Source organism: Bacillus sp. 41-22, from assembly GCF_025809295.1.
Classification (GTDB): Bacteria; Bacillota; Bacilli; order Bacillales; family Bacillaceae_G; genus Bacillus_A; species Bacillus_A mycoides.
This window is the reverse complement of sequence record NZ_CP084035.1, coordinates 4,305,451-4,321,951: the sequence shown is the minus strand read 5'-3', so window position 1 is coordinate 4,321,951 and position 16,501 is coordinate 4,305,451. Positions and strand designations below refer to the sequence as shown.

15 protein-coding genes and 2 tRNA genes are annotated in these 16,501 nt (G+C 36.8%); 14 read left to right on the top strand and 3 right to left on the bottom strand.

Annotated elements, in window-relative coordinates; all coding sequences use genetic code 11:
- Positions 1-103: 103 nt before the first annotated feature.
- From LCF45_RS22130 to LCF45_RS22105, 6 genes are all read left to right on the top strand, one after another.
- Positions 104-1,153 carry a GerMN domain-containing protein gene (locus LCF45_RS22130; protein ID WP_002129281.1) on the top strand — a complete coding sequence of 350 codons (1,050 nt, stop codon included), beginning with the start codon at positions 104-106 and terminating at the stop codon, positions 1,151-1,153.
- Between the two features lie 131 nt (positions 1,154-1,284).
- The gene (rph, locus tag LCF45_RS22125) at positions 1,285-2,022 is read left to right on the top strand and encodes a ribonuclease PH (protein WP_002015340.1); all 738 of its coding nucleotides are present in this window, start codon (positions 1,285-1,287) and stop codon (positions 2,020-2,022) included.
- An 11-nt stretch (positions 2,023-2,033) separates the two neighbouring features.
- Positions 2,034-2,642, top strand: coding sequence for an XTP/dITP diphosphatase (locus LCF45_RS22120; protein ID WP_002143277.1), 609 nt, complete (start codon positions 2,034-2,036; stop codon positions 2,640-2,642).
- Between the two features lie 13 nt (positions 2,643-2,655).
- On the top strand, positions 2,656-3,159 hold the full coding sequence (locus LCF45_RS22115) for a metallophosphoesterase (RefSeq protein ID WP_002129278.1): 504 nt from the start codon (positions 2,656-2,658) through the stop codon (positions 3,157-3,159).
- 108 nt (positions 3,160-3,267) lie between these two features.
- Positions 3,268-3,341 (top strand) — tRNA-Gly (locus LCF45_RS22110).
- Position 3,342: 1 nt separating this feature from the next.
- A tRNA-Arg gene (locus LCF45_RS22105) sits at positions 3,343-3,416 on the top strand.
- Positions 3,417-3,467: 51 nt separating this feature from the next.
- Here the strand turns inward: LCF45_RS22105 and LCF45_RS22100 are convergent.
- Positions 3,468-4,082, bottom strand: coding sequence for a PH domain-containing protein (locus LCF45_RS22100; protein WP_000473869.1), 615 nt, complete (start codon positions 4,080-4,082; stop codon positions 3,468-3,470).
- A 315-nt stretch (positions 4,083-4,397) separates the two neighbouring features.
- Here LCF45_RS22100 and LCF45_RS22095 point away from each other — a divergent pair, with 315 nt between their 5' ends.
- From LCF45_RS22095 to yihA, 7 genes are all read left to right on the top strand, one after another.
- Positions 4,398-4,646: a hypothetical protein gene (locus LCF45_RS22095; RefSeq protein ID WP_001983650.1), complete on the top strand. Its 249-nt coding sequence runs from the start codon at positions 4,398-4,400 to the stop codon at positions 4,644-4,646.
- 198 nt (positions 4,647-4,844) lie between these two features.
- Complete coding sequence (locus tag LCF45_RS22090; protein ID WP_263894284.1) at positions 4,845-5,843, top strand: hypothetical protein; 999 nt, start codon at positions 4,845-4,847, stop codon at positions 5,841-5,843.
- A gap of 310 nt (positions 5,844-6,153) precedes the next feature.
- Entirely contained in the window at positions 6,154-7,431 is a 1,278-nt protein-coding gene (tig, locus tag LCF45_RS22085; RefSeq protein WP_002015345.1) for a trigger factor, read from the top strand.
- A gap of 264 nt (positions 7,432-7,695) precedes the next feature.
- Positions 7,696-8,955: an ATP-dependent protease ATP-binding subunit ClpX gene (clpX, locus tag LCF45_RS22080; protein WP_000472285.1), complete on the top strand. Its 1,260-nt coding sequence runs from the start codon at positions 7,696-7,698 to the stop codon at positions 8,953-8,955.
- Positions 8,956-9,061: 106 nt separating this feature from the next.
- Complete coding sequence (gene lonB, locus LCF45_RS22075) at positions 9,062-10,732, top strand: ATP-dependent protease LonB (protein ID WP_002034202.1); 1,671 nt, start codon at positions 9,062-9,064, stop codon at positions 10,730-10,732.
- 185 nt (positions 10,733-10,917) lie between these two features.
- Entirely contained in the window at positions 10,918-13,248 is a 2,331-nt protein-coding gene (lon, locus tag LCF45_RS22070; RefSeq protein ID WP_002034201.1) for an endopeptidase La, read from the top strand.
- The gene (gene yihA, locus LCF45_RS22065; protein WP_002088829.1) at positions 13,245-13,841 is read left to right on the top strand and encodes a ribosome biogenesis GTP-binding protein YihA/YsxC; all 597 of its coding nucleotides are present in this window, start codon (positions 13,245-13,247) and stop codon (positions 13,839-13,841) included. Before lon ends, yihA begins: the two co-directional genes overlap by 4 nt.
- 35 nt (positions 13,842-13,876) lie before the next feature.
- On the opposite strand, the gene LCF45_RS22060 is transcribed toward yihA, so the two are convergent.
- Complete coding sequence (locus LCF45_RS22060) at positions 13,877-14,293, bottom strand: organic hydroperoxide resistance protein (RefSeq protein ID WP_002015349.1); 417 nt, start codon at positions 14,291-14,293, stop codon at positions 13,877-13,879.
- 2 nt (positions 14,294-14,295) lie between these two features.
- Positions 14,296-14,748, bottom strand: coding sequence for a MarR family winged helix-turn-helix transcriptional regulator (locus tag LCF45_RS22055; protein ID WP_002190790.1), 453 nt, complete (start codon positions 14,746-14,748; stop codon positions 14,296-14,298).
- Positions 14,749-15,165: 417 nt separating this feature from the next.
- Here LCF45_RS22055 and hemA point away from each other — a divergent pair, with 417 nt between their 5' ends.
- A complete protein-coding gene (gene hemA / locus LCF45_RS22050; protein ID WP_002129273.1) occupies positions 15,166-16,497 on the top strand; it encodes a glutamyl-tRNA reductase in 1,332 nt (443 codons plus the stop codon).
- Positions 16,498-16,501: the final 4 nt, after the last annotated feature.

Here is a 16,501-nt window from a genome sequence, read left to right as displayed (position 1 = left end):
AGAAATCAGGGGTTTTTTCTGTATAAGTAGCCATAGCTTGTTCTAAAACATGAAACAGCTCGTATACATAATAGTACAAACTTAGATTTTAGGGGGGAATGGCATGCCTAAATCCACTTTTAAATGGGTTGTTGGTGCTACTGTGAGTGCGATTTTATTATCAGGGTGTGGCTTGTTAAATCAAGAGAAAGCGACAGAACAAATTGATCCGCCAAAAAAAGTTACGTATACAGAAGGTGAAAAGAAAGAAACTGCTAAAAAAGATAAACAAGGGCAAACAGTAAATAGAGAGTTATACCTCGTTGATAAAAATGGATATGTCGTACCGCAAACTATTGCAATGCCTACTCCGAAAGCGAATGAAGTTGTACAGCAAACGTTAGAGTATCTTGTGAAAGATGGACCAGTTACAAATTTATTGCCAAATGGATTTCGAGCAGTCCTTCCAGCGAATACGACGATGACCTTGAATTTGAAAAAAGGCGGGACAGCAGTAATTGATTTCTCTAAAGAAATGAAAAATTATTCAAAAGAAGAAGAACGTCAAATTGTTGAATCAGTAGCGTGGACTTTGACTCAATTTACAGAAATAAAACAAGTGCAGTTCCAAATAAATGGTGAAAAGTTAGTGAAGATGCCTGTTGCGGGTACACCGCTTGGTGAAGGTGTAAGTCGTGCGAATGGAATTAACTTTGATGATGAACAAGTAGCAGATGTGACGCATACAAAACCGGTTACACTTTACTTTATGGCGCAAAATAATAATAAGCAGCAATATTACGTACCGGTAACAAGGCGCGTTGCAGAAGGAAAAGAAAATGATTACTCGGCAATTGTGGATGAGCTTGTAAAAGGTCCGATTCAAGGGTCGCTACTAAATGATTTTAATCCAGGAGCTAAGCTTATTACGAATCCAAAAGTGGAGAACGGAAATATTACATTAAACTTTAATGAAAATATATTTGTGAACCCAGACAAAAACATGATTTCAAATTATGTGTTGAAATCGTTAGTCTTATCTTTAACGGAAAAACAAGGTGTGAAAAATGTTTCTATTGAAGTGAATGGGAAAGCAAATCTTATGGATGAGAAAGGTGAAAAGTTAATAAAACCTGTTGATCGTCCACAAAACGTGAATACAGGTAGTTTTTAATCGCGAATAATTTGATATACTTATGTAAGAAAGGGGAATTGCTTTTTGAGTTCCCCTTCTTTTATTGTTATACATATCGTACATTTAAATTTGGCTATACTAATGAGAGTATTTATGAGGGGGTTATTTTTATGCGAGTAGATGGTAGAGGAAAAGCAGAGCTACGCCATATACATATTCATACAAATTATTTAAAACATCCAGAGGGATCGGTACTAATTGAAGTTGGGGATACAAAGGTAATTTGTTCAGCGACAATTGAAGAGCGTGTACCGCCGTTTATGCGCGGAGAAGGAAAAGGCTGGGTAACAGCAGAATACTCAATGATTCCACGTGCGACAGAGCAACGTACAATCAGGGAGTCAAGTAAAGGGAAAGTAACAGGGCGTACAATGGAAATCCAGCGTTTAATTGGACGAGCATTACGTGCGGTTGTTGATTTAGAAGCGCTTGGCGAAAGAACGGTTTGGATTGACTGTGATGTAATTCAAGCGGATGGCGGAACGAGAACAGCTTCTATTACAGGTGCTTATGTAGCGATGGTATTAGCTTTTGAAAAATTATTGCAAGCAGAAAAAGTATCTAAAATTCCGGTGAAAGATTATTTAGCGGCAACGTCAGTAGGTGTTGTTGAAGAACAAGGTGTTGTTTTAGATTTAAATTATGCTGAAGATTCTAAAGCAGACGTTGATATGAACGTTATTATGACTGGAAAAGGTCAGTTTGTTGAAGTGCAAGGAACTGGAGAAGAAGCGACGTTTAGCAGAGCTGAATTAAATGAATTACTTGATGCTGCTGAACAAGGGATTTTCCAACTTGTTGAAAAGCAAAAAGAAGCGTTAGGTGACATCGTATCTCATATAGAGTAGAGGTGGAAAATATGAAGCAAGTTGTTGTAGCGACGAAAAATCTTGGGAAAGTACGTGAGTTTGCTGAGTTATTTGAGAGATTTGACTTAGAAGTGAAATCTTTACACGATTTTCCTCATATTGAAGAAGTCGAAGAAACTGGTGAAACATTTGAAGAAAACGCAATTTTGAAAGCGGACAGTCTTAGTAGACAGTTGAATTCCATCGTAATTGCGGATGACTCAGGTCTTATTGTAGATGCCTTAAACGGGAAACCAGGTGTATATTCAGCTCGTTTTGCTGGAGAGCCGAAAGATGACCAAGCGAATATCGATAAAGTGTTGCAAGAGTTAACTGACATCGATTTAGAAAAACGTACAGCTCGTTTTTACTGTGCACTAGCGGTTGCTTTCCCTGAGGCAGATAAAGAGCCGGTTATTGTAAACGGAACGTGTGAAGGGAAAATCTTAGAACAGCGTCGCGGGGAAAATGGTTTTGGATACGATCCGATTTTTTATGTAGAAGAATATAAAAAGGCAATGGCGGAACTAAGCTCAGATGAGAAAAATGCCATTAGCCACCGCGGACGCGCTCTTCGTAAATTAGAAGAGAAAATCCCGGAATGGTTTTTAGAAGAATAAGGGAGAGAGATTGATGAAAGCTTTAATCGTAAGCGATAGTCATAGCTCTGTGAAGGAATTACAGCAGTTAAAAGAGAAATATGAAGGGAAAGTAGATGTCATGATTCATTGTGGTGATTCAGAGCTAACGCCTGCTCACGAAGAGCTACAAGGTTTCCAAGTTGTAAAAGGGAATTGTGATTATGCTAACTTTCAAGATGAAATTGTAACTGATGTAGATGGAATTCGTTTCTTAGTTGTACACGGTCATCGTCATGATGTGAAAATGACGTTACAAACGTTAGCGTATCATGCAGAAGAAGTAGGAGCACAAGTAGCGTGCTTTGGACATTCTCATGTATTAGGGGCAGAATTACTTGATGGGATTTTATTTATTAATCCAGGAAGTATTTTGCTCCCGCGCTCTCGTGTGGAAAAGACATTCGCTTTATTAGAAATGGATGAAAATCATATAGAAGTTCGTTTTGAAACATTAGATGGACAGCTGGTGGAACAAGCAATTTTTAAAAGAGGATAAGAAAAATTATCCTCTTTTAAAAAAGTGTTGACTTTATAAGTAGTTATGAATATAATAAATATTGTCGATAGGGCAACGGCGCTAACGAAGAAAAATAAAATAACATATGCGGGTGTAGTTTAGTGGTAAAACAAGAGCCTTCCAAGCTCTGGTCGAGAGTTCGATTCTCTTCACCCGCTCCATGTCCCAGTAGCTCAGCCGGATAGAGCATACGCCTTCTAAGCGTACGGTCGGGAGTTCGAATCTCTCCTGGGACGCTAAAAAAACCTTGTTATCTTTTGATAACAAGGTTTTTTGTTTGTTTTAAATTAGTTATTAATAAATTTTTCAAAGACAAAACCGTAATCTTTCACGTTATATTGCTTTTTCGTATCAACGAGCCAGTTAAAGGCGATCTCGTTCATCTCTTTAAACTGTTCTGCTAAATTTACTTGTGCATTTGAAATACGGCTGAAAGCGTTAGATGCCATATCTAAACTTTTATGTGCATACTGCAATGTAATGTCGTTGTCGTATGAAATTTCTTCGATTTTAAGAAGAGCCTTATATAAATCTTTTAATTCTTCAATATGTTTTTTATGAACATCAATTGAGTAATGCTCATCTCCCATTTGAAATTTAATTTCTACATCTAAATCAATCGTTCCTGCAGTTTCAAGTGCTACGTTTTTAATTTGATATTTACTATAGCTAAAGCGGCGTAATGTACGTTTTTTGCTTGTGGCACTTGTACCATCTAAGTGAATTAATCCTTTGTTTGTAAAGCAATATTCATCCGATTTTGATTTAATAAGAAAGTAAATTTTCTCCCCATCTTCATGCATTACGTAATCATCAGCATCGACCTTATCGTAATCTTTTGGTGTGATAACGGAACCTACATCGCTTAATCCTAAAACGTCAGCTGCCATTTTTTTGAACATATATAATCCCCCTTGTAAATTAAATTCTTAATTGTACAAAAATACATTAACATGATTTTAAACTTATTTTTGAAATCTTACAACTCTGTAAGGTAAGTGTAAGGAAGTTCGATGGTAACAAATTACTAATCTTATATAATGAAGATAACAACGATAAATGAGGAGGAAGAGATGATGAAAGGATTAATCGTAACGGGTTTAACAGTAGCTTTTGGGTTTGTGGCGTATGAAAAGTTAACATATGTAATTGATGTTGTAAAACATTTAGTAGCGTAGAAAAAACTGCCATGAGAGGGAAAGGGAATGAGTGAATGAATGGAATGGTTATTTGGAATTATAGGTACTTGTAGTGTAGTTTTATTGTTCTTTGTCCCGAGTGGTATACTTAGTTCGACAACGAGTTTGTTCTTTTTAAGTTTGTTTGCTTGTACGATGCTTATTATTATGTTTTTAATGAAGCGAAGTAAACCAATCTTCTATTTTAGCATGATTGTTATGGCAATTATTGTTCTCCAAATTATTACCCTTGTTATATACCCCACAATTATAAAAGCTTTCCATTAATGATGAACCCTCTGCCGTCTGTTGCTGAGGGTTTTTGTTTGTGAAAAATGAATTTCATTTAGAAGTTTGTTGCTTTTTTGTTATGAAAATAGAATATTCATATATTTCAAATAAATAATTTTGGAATGTTGTGTTCTCATTACGCATTTGATATATTTACTTTGAAGATCATTAAAATCTAGAAAAAGAGGCGGACGTATGGATAAAAAAGAAAATACGGTCGTATTGTTTCCGCAACTATCAGAACGCTATATTGATAAAGGTTTTTTAGCGTTGAAAGAGCGGGAATTCGAAGATGCATTGCGCTGCTTTGAAATATTACGTCAGTATAATGCAGAAACGGAACAAACAGAATTAGCTTCCGTTATTTGTTTGCTAGAATTAAAACGTATGGAAGAAGCGAAAGAAAAATGTGAGCAGTTGCTTGAAACAGGAGCTGTATTATTTGGTGATATTCTTGAAACGTATGTAACTATTTTAGTTCAAACAAATGATTATGAAGGTGTCATTGAAACTGTTGAGGAAGTTTTGCAAACGAAAGATATAATTCCTGAGCAAAAGGAAAAATTGGCGCAGCTTGCTTTGTTTGCACAAGGGATGCTGAATGCAGAAGATACACCGCTAGTGGATTCGAATTTTGAATTAGAAGAATTTACCGATGGGCTTTTTGGAGAAAACTTTGGTCCAAAGCTAAGAGTGATCCAGAAACTTTCGTTAAAAGACCTGGATCTCGCACTTCCTACTTTAAAGAAATTTTTAATAGACGAAGATCAGCACCCTTATTTAAAAACTTCTATTTTGTATAAAATGGTAGAAAATCAAATAGAAGAAGAGATAGAAGTAGAGAAGTTTGGAAATACGATAAAGGTGATTCCAGCATTTACAGGTCGTAATGAGGAGCAATCCGATAAAATTATACATAAATTCTCAAACCGATTAGAGCAAAATTATCCAGATATATTTAGTACGATGGTTACATACTGGAAAGAATTACAAATTAGCATTTTTCCGTTCCCTCTATTAATGGATAAAGTAGAAATTTGGGCTGCTGTCTTAGAGAGAATTGGAAGAAAGCGTTTCGGATTGGCTATTGATGAAGAAGAACTTATGACAGCGTACAATATTGAGTTTGAGGAATTTCATATTGCCTATCAATGGTTACTGCGCATTGAAAGAGAAGGGTATTTGCCCGTATAATTATGAAAAAGAATCGTTCAGTTATTGAAACGAGCACATTCTATGTTATAATGTAAGGGTTGCAAAAGGCAGAAATCTGCCTGTTTGTAAGAGAAGAGGAGTATAATTCTCTTACTTAATATGTTTCATATTAGTCTCGAACAAAATATACCGTAGTTGTCTTTTAGACAATTAGTAGATTGGAACATTGTATCTGAAAGCTTTTTGCTAGAGGGTTATTTGTACATTTGTTATTTCAAGAAAGAGATAATAAAAATTTTGATCTATAGAGGTATGTGCATACATTATTATAGTTGGAGGGAAAGAATAAATGTCTACAAAATGGGAAAAATTAGAAGGTAACGTTGGCGTTTTAACAATCGAAGTTGATGCTAAAGAAGTAAATAACTCTATCGACGCTGCATTCAAAAAAGTAGTGAAAACAATTAATGTACCAGGTTTCCGTAAAGGGAAAATGCCTCGTCCATTATTCGAACAACGCTTTGGTATTGAATCTTTATACCAAGATGCTTTAGATATCATTTTACCAAAAGCATACGGTGAAGCAATCGATGAAGCTGGTATCTTCCCAGTTGCTCATCCTGAGATTGACATCGAGAAATTCGAAAAAGGCCAAAACTTAATTTTCACTGCAAAAGTTACTGTAAAACCTGAAGTTAAATTAGGTGATTACAAAGGTTTAGCAGTAGAAAAAGTTGAAACAACTGTAACTGACGAGGATGTAGAGAACGAAGTAAAAGCTTTACAAGAGCGTCAAGCTGAACTAGTTGTTAAAGAAGACGGAACTGCTGCAGATGGTGATACAGCTGTAATCGACTTCGAAGGTTTCGTTGATGGCGAAGCATTTGAAGGCGGAAAAGGCGAAAACTATTCTCTTGCAATCGGTTCTGGTACTTTCATCCCAGGTTTCGAAGAGCAAGTAATTGGTCTTAAATCTGGTGATTCTAAAGAAGTTGAAGTATCATTCCCAGAAGAGTACCATGCTGCTGAATTAGCTGGTAAACCAGCAACATTCAAAGTAACAATTCACGAAATCAAAACAAAAGAACTTCCTGAGTTAAACGACGAGTTCGCTAAAGATGCTGACGAAGAAGTTGCAACTCTTGATGAATTAAAAACAAAACTTCGTACAAACTTAGAAGAAGGCAAAAAGCACGAAGCTGAGCACAAAGTACGTGACGAAGTAGTAGAATTAGCTGCTGCTAACGCTGAAATCGACATTCCAGAAGCTATGATCGACACTGAGTTAGATCGTATGGTTCGTGAATTCGAGCAACGTTTAAGCCAACAAGGTATGAACCTTGAGCTTTACTACCAATTCACAGGTACTGACGCTGACAAATTAAAAGAGCAAATGAAAGAGGATGCACAAAAACGTGTAAGAATCAATCTTGTTCTTGAAGCTATCATTGAAGCTGAAAACATCGAAGTTACTGAAGAAGAAGTAACTGCAGAAGTTGAAAAAATGGCTGAAATGTACGGTATGCCAGTAGACGCTATCAAGCAAGCTCTTGGAAGCGTAGACGCTTTATCTGAAGATCTTAAAGTGCGTAAAGCTGTAGACTTCTTAGTAGACAACGCTGCATAATAAAATAACAAGGCGCGATTTTAATCGTGCCTTGTTTTATAAATATAGAAATATATTTATAAAACTTTTCGATGAAGAAGGAAAAGTGCCTTTGTAAGTCGAATATACATATTTCAAAAGTTTTAAAATTTTTTTATTTGTACATAACTAGTCATATTATTTGTATTTCTCGCTACGTAGTGACATAATATGTATTTACATACGATACATTTATCGTGTACATACGAAGGCAAGAGGTTAGCACTTTGTAAGGGGTGTGAAAATATGTTTAAATTTAATGATGAAAAAGGTCAATTAAAATGTTCTTTCTGTGGTAAAACACAAACGCAAGTTCGAAAGTTAGTTGCAGGTCCAGGTGTTTACATTTGTGACGAGTGTATCGAGCTTTGTACTGAAATTGTACAAGAGGAGCTTGCGAAGGACGAAGAAGTAGAATTCAAAGATGTACCGAAACCGGTAGAAATTCGTGAAATCTTAGATGAGTATGTCATCGGACAAGATAACGCGAAAAAAGCACTAGCGGTAGCGGTATATAACCATTACAAACGCATTAATTCTAACAGCAAAATTGATGATGTAGAATTAGCGAAGAGTAATATTTCACTTATTGGGCCAACTGGTAGTGGTAAAACATTATTGGCACAAACATTAGCGCGTATTTTAAATGTTCCATTTGCAATCGCGGACGCAACATCTTTAACAGAAGCTGGATACGTTGGGGAAGATGTAGAAAACATCTTACTAAAACTAATTCAAGCGGCTGATTACGATGTAGAAAAAGCGGAAAAAGGAATTATTTATATTGATGAGATTGATAAAGTGGCACGTAAGTCCGAAAATCCATCAATTACACGTGATGTATCTGGTGAAGGTGTACAGCAGGCACTTCTGAAAATTTTAGAAGGTACTGTAGCGAGCGTTCCACCTCAAGGTGGTCGTAAGCACCCGCATCAAGAGTTTATTCAAATTGATACAACGAACATCCTATTCATTTGTGGTGGAGCGTTTGATGGCATCGAGCCTATTATTAAACGTCGCCTTGGTGAGAAAGTAATTGGATTTGGTGCTGAGAAGAAAAATGCTGATGTAAATGAGAAGCATGTTTTATCTCACGTTTTACCAGAGGATCTTTTAAGATTCGGTTTAATTCCGGAGTTTATCGGTCGTCTTCCAGTTATTGCGAACCTAGAGCCGCTTGATGAAGATGCTCTTGTAGATATTTTAACTAAACCGAAAAATGCACTTGTTAAGCAATTCCAAAAATTATTGGAGCTTGACGATGTTGAGTTAGAGTTTGAAGAAGGTGCACTAGTTGAGATTGCGAAAAAAGCAATTGAACGTAAAACAGGTGCTCGTGGACTTCGTTCTATTATTGAAGGCTTGATGCTTGATGTAATGTTCGAACTTCCATCTCGCAAAGATATCGAGAAGTGTATTCTTACGAAAGAAACAGTAGCTGATAATGAACCGCCGAAATTGGTGTTACAAGACGGTACTGTACTTGATACAAAAACATCTGCATAATGCGAAGAAGAAACAGCAATTTTTATAATTGCTGTTTTTCTTTATGTTTAGCACTATTCCTCCCAGGAAATACTAAAAGGTAAAACATAGCGGGAGGAAATGAATTATGAGCTGGACAAATATATTTTTACTTGTTCAACTTGTTTTTGGCGTAATTGTCGGATTGTATTTTTGGCATTTACTTCGAAATCAGCGAACACAAAAAGTTTCAATTGATCGAGAATCGAAAAAAGAATTAGAGCAGCTTCGTAAAATGCGTGAGGTTTCTTTAACAGAGCCGCTTGCGGAAAAGGTACGTCCTACATCCTTTATAGACATTGTAGGGCAAGAAGACGGGATTAAGTCGTTAAAAGCGGCTCTTTGTGGTCCTAATCCGCAACATGTGATCATATACGGTCCGCCAGGTGTCGGAAAGACAGCGGCAGCACGCCTTGTATTAGAAGAAGCGAAACGAAATCCGAAATCTCCATTTCGTACAAATGCAACATTTATCGAACTTGATGCGACGACAGCTAGGTTTGATGAGCGTGGTATTGCGGATCCATTAATTGGTTCAGTGCATGATCCTATTTATCAAGGAGCAGGTGCAATGGGACAAGCGGGTATCCCGCAACCGAAAAAAGGGGCTGTAACAGATGCGCATGGTGGTATTTTGTTCATTGATGAGATTGGTGAATTACATCCAATTCAAATGAATAAAATGCTAAAAGTGTTAGAAGATCGGAAAGTGTTTTTGGAAAGTGCGTATTATAGTGAAGAAAATTCGATGATTCCAACGTATATACATGATATTTTTCAAAAAGGTTTACCTGCAGATTTTCGCTTAGTTGGTGCAACGACACGTTCACCAGAGGAAATTCCTCCTGCAATTAGGTCGCGTTGTTTAGAAGTGTTCTTCCGTGAGTTAGATACAGAAGAAATTCAAAAAGTAGCGAAAAATGCAGCTGACAAAGTGGAGATGCAAGTAGGTGAGAACGGTATCGAAATGATTGGAATGTATGCAAGAAATGGGCGAGAAGCAATTAATCTCGTGCAAATTTCTGCTGGTATGGCGATAAATGAAGAACGACCTTTCATTAAAGATGAAGATATTGAATGGGTTGTTCATTCTAGTCAGCTTACACCAAAGTACGAAAAACGTATTTATCCAATTCCGAGAATCGGTCTTGTGAACGGGCTTGCTGTATATGGGCCGAATACAGGTGCGTTATTAGAAATTGAGGTAACAGCTATTCCTGCGAAAGATAAAGGATCAGTAAATGTCACTGGAATTGTAGAAGAGGAAAGTATTGGAAATCAAACGAAATCAATCCGCCGTAAAAGTATGGCGAAAGGTTCTGTTGATAATGTGTTAACAGTACTTCGTTCTCTAGATGTGTTGCCAGAAGGGTATGATATACATATTAATTTTCCTGGTGGTATCCCGATTGATGGTCCTTCAGCAGGTATTGCTATGGCAACAGGTGTCTATTCAGCAGTGCATCGTACGTATGTGAATAATGAAGTAGCGATGACAGGTGAGATAAGTATCCACGGAGAAGTGAAGCCTATTGGTGGTGTGTACGCAAAAATAAAAGCTGCGAAAAAAGCGGGAGCTAAGAAAGTCATCATTCCGGCTGAAAACATGCAACCATTTTTGTATACAATAAAGGGAATTGAGATCATTCCTGTTCGCAAATTAAAAGAAGTATTTGAATTAACATTTATGCAGGAAAATATGCATCGTGAGCTTGATGCACATAATGATTTGGACGAAACAGATGCACAATCAATGTGAGAATATACAATAATAAAAATTTGCCAGACTTCGTTTAAGTTTGTATGCTTAAGCGGAGTCTTTTTTCTTTTCGTGAGGCACAAAAAAACAGGGGATTAACAATTGCGAAGAATCTCTGCAATTGCATCTAGATGTATTGTAATATAAAATAGTTGAACAGGAGTTTAATTTATTATGGAGGTGCTATGTCTAGTATGAATACGAATGAAAGAATTGTGCCCCTCCTACCATTAAGAGGCATTCTCGTATATCCAACGATGGTTCTGCATCTTGATGTAGGACGTGATAAATCGATACAAGCACTAGAGCAGGCGGCAATGGATGAAAATATCATCTTTTTAGCAATGCAAAAAGAAATGAATATCGACGATCCGAAAGAAGATGACATATATAGTGTAGGTACAGTGGCGAAAGTGAAGCAAATGTTAAAATTGCCGAACGGTACGCTTCGTGTCCTTGTAGAAGGTTTACATAGAGCAGAAGTAGTAGAGTTTATCGAAGAAGAAAATATAGTGCAAGTTTCTATTAAAACGGTAACGGAAGAAGTAGAAGATGATTTAGAAGAGAAGGCTCTTATGCGTACGTTACTGGAGCATTTCGAACAATATATTAAAGTTTCGAAAAAAGTTTCAAATGAAACATTTGCAACGGTAGCTGATGTAGAAGAACCGGGAAGACTAGCTGATTTAATTGCTTCTCACTTACCGATTAAAACGAAGCAGAAACAAGAGATTTTAGAGATTGTATCTGTGAAAGAACGACTACATACACTTATTTCAATTATTCAAGATGAACAAGAGTTACTTAGCCTAGAAAAGAAAATTGGACAAAAAGTGAAACGTTCAATGGAGCGCACGCAAAAAGAATATTTCTTACGTGAGCAAATGAAGGCAATTCAAACTGAACTTGGTGATAAAGAAGGCAAGGGCGGGGAAGTTGAAGAACTTCGTGAGAAAATTGAACAGTCGGGAATGCCTGAAGAAACAATGAAGGCTGCACTGAAAGAATTAGATCGTTATGAAAAATTACCTGTAAGTTCTGCTGAGAGTGGTGTCATTCATAATTATATTGATTGGTTATTAGCTCTCCCATGGACAACAGCAACAGAGGATATGATTGACCTCACTCATTCGGAAGAAATTTTAAATAAAGATCATTACGGTCTTGAAAAAGTGAAAGAGCGAGTACTTGAATATTTAGCTGTACAGAAGTTAACGAATTCATTAAAAGGGCCAATTCTTTGTCTAGTAGGACCTCCTGGGGTTGGGAAAACTTCGTTAGCTCGTTCTATCGCAACATCGTTAAACCGTAATTTTGTACGTGTTTCTCTTGGTGGTGTGCGTGATGAATCTGAAATTCGTGGTCACCGTCGTACATATGTAGGAGCGATGCCAGGACGTATTATTCAAGGTATGAAGAAGGCGAAAACAGTTAATCCAGTCTTCTTATTAGATGAGATTGATAAAATGTCTAACGATTTCAGGGGAGACCCATCAGCGGCGTTACTTGAAGTGTTAGATCCAGAACAAAACCATAACTTCAGTGATCATTACATTGAAGAGCCATATGATTTATCGAAAGTTATGTTCGTTGCAACTGCTAATACACTTGCAAGTGTTCCGGGCCCATTGCTTGACCGTATGGAAATCATTTCAATTGCTGGTTATACAGAACTTGAAAAGGTGCACATTGCTCGTGAGCATTTATTGCCGAAACAATTAAAAGAGCACGGTTTGCGAAAAGGTAATTTGCAAGTACGTGATGAAGCGCTTCTTGAAATTATTCGTTATTATACACGCGAGGCTGGTGTTCGTACGTTAGAGCGTCAAATTGCAAAAGTTTGCCGTAAAGCAGCAAAAATTATCGTTACAGCAGAACGCAAGCGCATTGTTGTAACAGAGAAAAATATTGTTGATTTACTTGGTAAGCATATATTCCGTTATGGTCAAGCTGAAAAAACAGACCAAGTTGGTATGGCAACAGGTTTAGCTTACACAGCAGCGGGCGGCGATACACTTGCAATTGAAGTGTCTGTAGCGCCAGGAAAAGGGAAATTAATTTTAACAGGGAAACTTGGGGATGTTATGAAAGAATCCGCACAAGCCGCGTTTAGCTATATTCGTTCTCGTGCAGAAGAACTTCATATTGATCCGGATTTCCATGAGAAAAACGATATTCATATTCATGTTCCAGAAGGAGCAGTTCCAAAAGATGGACCATCAGCAGGTATTACGATGGCAACGGCACTTATTTCTGCACTAACAGGTATTCCTGTAAGTAAAGAAGTTGGTATGACAGGTGAAATTACACTTCGTGGTCGTGTATTACCGATTGGTGGTTTGAAAGAAAAAACATTAAGTGCTCACCGCGCGGGATTAACAAAAATTATTTTACCGGCGGAAAATGAGAAAGATTTAGATGATATTCCAGAGAGCGTAAAAGAAAACCTTACGTTTGTGCTTGCATCTCATTTAGACGAAGTATTGGAGCACGCATTAGTAGGAGTGAAACAATGAAAGTAACAAAAGCAGATATTGTAATTAGTGCCGTTAAACCGGAACAATATCCAGACAGTGATTTACCAGAAATTGCCTTAGCAGGTCGTTCTAATGTCGGGAAGTCTTCCTTTATTAATAAAATTTTAAATCGTAAAAAGTTAGTACGTATTTCTTCTAAACCAGGAAAAACGCAAACGCTGAACTTTTTCTTAATCAATGAAATGATGCATTTTGTTGACGTTCCAGGTTATGGATATGCGAAAGTATCTAAAACAGAGCGCGCGGCATGGGGCAGAATGATTGAAACTTACTTTACAACACGTACGCAATTAGACGCAGCTGTATTAGTAGTTGATTTACGTCACCAACCAACAAAAGATGACATTATGATGTATGATTTCTTAAAGCATTATGAAATCCCAACAATTATTATTGCAACGAAAGCCGATAAAATTCCGAAAGGGAAATGGCAAAAGCATTTAAAAGTTGTAAAAGAAACGCTTGCTGTTGAAATTGGCGATGAAATCGTTCTATTCTCTTCTGAAACAGGACTTGGAAAAGAAGAAGCATGGAAAGCAATTCATAAAATGACAAAAACAAAAAACGCGTGACGAATGTCGCGCGTTTTTTTTTATTTACTAAACTTTTAGCGTACGTTTAATGTAACTTCAATATTTCCTCTTGTTGCTTTAGAGTAAGGACATACACCGTGAGCGGCTTCTACAAGTTCTTGTGCTTCGGCATGAGAAACACCAGCAACATGTACGTCAAGTACAGCAGATAGTCCGAAACCACCATCTGTATCTTTACCGATAGAAACGTGTGCAGTCACTTCTGTACTTTCCACCTTCATACGTTTTGTACGAATTACAAGTTGTAATGCACTATCAAAGCAAGCTGCATAACCAGCTGCAAATAATTGTTCTGGATTTGTTGCTTCTCCGCCTGCGCCACCTAGTGCTTTTGGCATTTTTACATCAAGATTTAATATGCCATCATCTGAAACTACCTTACCGTTTCTTCCACCTGTTGCTGTTACTGAAGCAGTATATAATTTATCCATGTTTATTCCCCTTTTCTGTCATTAATTTTTTTCATTGTTTCAATTAATGTGTTTAATTGGATTAATAAAGAATGATATTCTTGCTCTGTAATGCCTAAATTTGTAGCCATCGTTGTTGGTAATGAACAAGCTATTCCTTTTAAATCTTTACCTTGTTTTGTTAATTCAATACAAACTTTTCGCTCGTCTTCTTTTGAACGAACACGTTGTACAAGTTTTAATGATTCCATACGTTTTAACATAGGTGTTAAAGTACCAGAATCTAAAAATAGACGTTCTCCAATTTCTTTTACTGTTAGTCCGTCTTGTTCCCAGAGTACGAGTAAAGTAATGTACTGGGGATACGTAATGCCCATTTCTTCTAAATAGGGGCGGTAAAAACGGGTAACCTCTCTAGAACAAGCGTAAATAGAAAAACAAAGTTGGTTATCTAGATGCAAAGGATTTTCTTTCATAGGCAACTCCTTGTATTTTTAAATTGTGCACAATTTAATTTTGTAAAACCAATATAACGAAAAAGAAATACAATGTCAAATGCATTGCATCGAGAAAGTGAGTACTATATTTTGGAACAATCATACATATTTTCCTTCATGATGAAAGAAGATAGAAAAGATGATGTTATAATTAATATGGAATAGTTTCCATCACTTGATTATGAGGACTTTTTTTGGTAACGTACAAATAGAGTTGTTATTTTATAATTATTATAAAGTAGAAAGTTCTTTATTAATCTTACTGAAGCTCCTTTATTACATATGGAGAATAAATAAAAAATAATCAGTTGTTCACACGATTGTCAGATTCATAAGAGGAAAGTTGTATTATGATAGTAGATAAAGTGATAAAACGGGTGAAGGGGGACATGCTGCGTGCATATTCTTGTTGTTAGTGTAAATTATCGAACAGCCCCTGTAGAATTTCGTGAGAAACTCACATTTCAGGCAGCAGAGCTAGAGCAAGCAATGACTACATTACAAAACCAAAAGAGCGTGCTAGAAAATGTCATTGTATCAACTTGTAATCGCACTGAGATTTACGCTGTTGTCGATCAATTACACACGGGACGGTATTACATTAAGAAGTTTTTAGCTGATTGGTTTCAGCTTGAAATAGAAGAAATCGCACCATACTTGTCTATTTTTGAACAAGATGGCGCAATAGATCATTTATTCCGCGTAACGTGCGGTTTGGATTCTATGGTTGTTGGAGAGACGCAAATTTTAGGTCAAATAAAAGATAGCTTTTTAGAAGCACAACAAGTAAAAGCGACAGGTACAATTTTTAATGAGTTGTTTAAGCAAGTGGTTACGTTAGCAAAACGTGCGCACTCAGAAACAACGATTGGTGAAAGTGCGATGTCTGTTAGTTATGCTGCTGTTGAGCTCGGAAAGAAAATATTTGGCGATTTAACAGATTGTCATGTACTTATTCTTGGTGCGGGTAAGATGGGTGAACTTGCACTGCAAAACTTATACGGAAGTGGAGCTCGTAAAGTAACGGTTATGAATAGGACGCTTACGAAAGCGGAAGTGATGGCTGAGAAATATATGGGACATGCAAAGCCTTTAAGTGAATTGCAATGTGCATTATTAGAAGCGGATATTTTAATTAGTTCAACGGGTGCATCAGAATATGTCATTACGAAAGAAATGATGACAAAAGTAGAGAGAATGCGCTCTGGTCGTCCGTTATTTATGGTTGATATTGCAGTACCACGTGATATTGATCCGGCGATTGATGAATTAGAAGGCTCTTTCTTATATGATATCGACGATCTGCAAGGTGTAGTTGAAGCAAACCGTGCTGAACGTTTAAAAGAAGCAGAGAAAATTCAATTTATGATTGAAGAAGAAATGGTTTTATTTAAAACGTGGTTAAGTACGCTAGGTGTTGTACCGTTAATATCAGCTCTTCGTGATAAAGCGCTAGCAATTCAAAGTGATACGATGGAAAGTCTTGAGCGAAAAATACCAAACCTTAGTGATCGTGAGAAAAAAGTAATTAGTAAACATACGAAAAGTATTATTAACCAATTGTTAAAAGACCCAATTTTAGTAGCTAAAGAATTAGCTGTTGAAGAGGGAGCTGGCGAAAAATTAGCTTTATTTGCGAAGATTTTTGATTTAGAAGTGGAAGAAGCGGGAAATACGGAAGAAGTAGAACATAAAAGAGCGTGGACACCATCCGTTCCATCTTTATAACTTG

Excerpts from the sequence above, each read along its gene's own strand:
- LCF45_RS22130 (WP_002129281.1), top strand. The coding sequence starts at position 104 with ATGCCTAAATCCACTTTTAAATGGGTTGTTGGTGCTACTGTGAGTGCG.
- rph (WP_002015340.1), top strand. The coding sequence starts at position 1,285 with ATGCGAGTAGATGGTAGAGGAAAAGCAGAGCTACGCCATATACATATT.
- LCF45_RS22120 (WP_002143277.1), top strand. The coding sequence starts at position 2,034 with ATGAAGCAAGTTGTTGTAGCGACGAAAAATCTTGGGAAAGTACGTGAG.
- LCF45_RS22115 (WP_002129278.1), top strand. The coding sequence starts at position 2,656 with ATGAAAGCTTTAATCGTAAGCGATAGTCATAGCTCTGTGAAGGAATTA.
- LCF45_RS22100 (WP_000473869.1), bottom strand. The coding sequence starts at position 4,082 with ATGTTCAAAAAAATGGCAGCTGACGTTTTAGGATTAAGCGATGTAGGT.
- LCF45_RS22095 (WP_001983650.1), top strand. The coding sequence starts at position 4,398 with ATGGAATGGTTATTTGGAATTATAGGTACTTGTAGTGTAGTTTTATTG.
- LCF45_RS22090 (WP_263894284.1), top strand. The coding sequence starts at position 4,845 with ATGGATAAAAAAGAAAATACGGTCGTATTGTTTCCGCAACTATCAGAA.
- tig (WP_002015345.1), top strand. The coding sequence starts at position 6,154 with ATGTCTACAAAATGGGAAAAATTAGAAGGTAACGTTGGCGTTTTAACA.
- clpX (WP_000472285.1), top strand. The coding sequence starts at position 7,696 with ATGTTTAAATTTAATGATGAAAAAGGTCAATTAAAATGTTCTTTCTGT.
- lonB (WP_002034202.1), top strand. The coding sequence starts at position 9,062 with ATGAGCTGGACAAATATATTTTTACTTGTTCAACTTGTTTTTGGCGTA.
- lon (WP_002034201.1), top strand. The coding sequence starts at position 10,918 with ATGTCTAGTATGAATACGAATGAAAGAATTGTGCCCCTCCTACCATTA.
- yihA (WP_002088829.1), top strand. The coding sequence starts at position 13,245 with ATGAAAGTAACAAAAGCAGATATTGTAATTAGTGCCGTTAAACCGGAA.
- LCF45_RS22060 (WP_002015349.1), bottom strand. The coding sequence starts at position 14,293 with ATGGATAAATTATATACTGCTTCAGTAACAGCAACAGGTGGAAGAAAC.
- LCF45_RS22055 (WP_002190790.1), bottom strand. The coding sequence starts at position 14,748 with ATGAAAGAAAATCCTTTGCATCTAGATAACCAACTTTGTTTTTCTATT.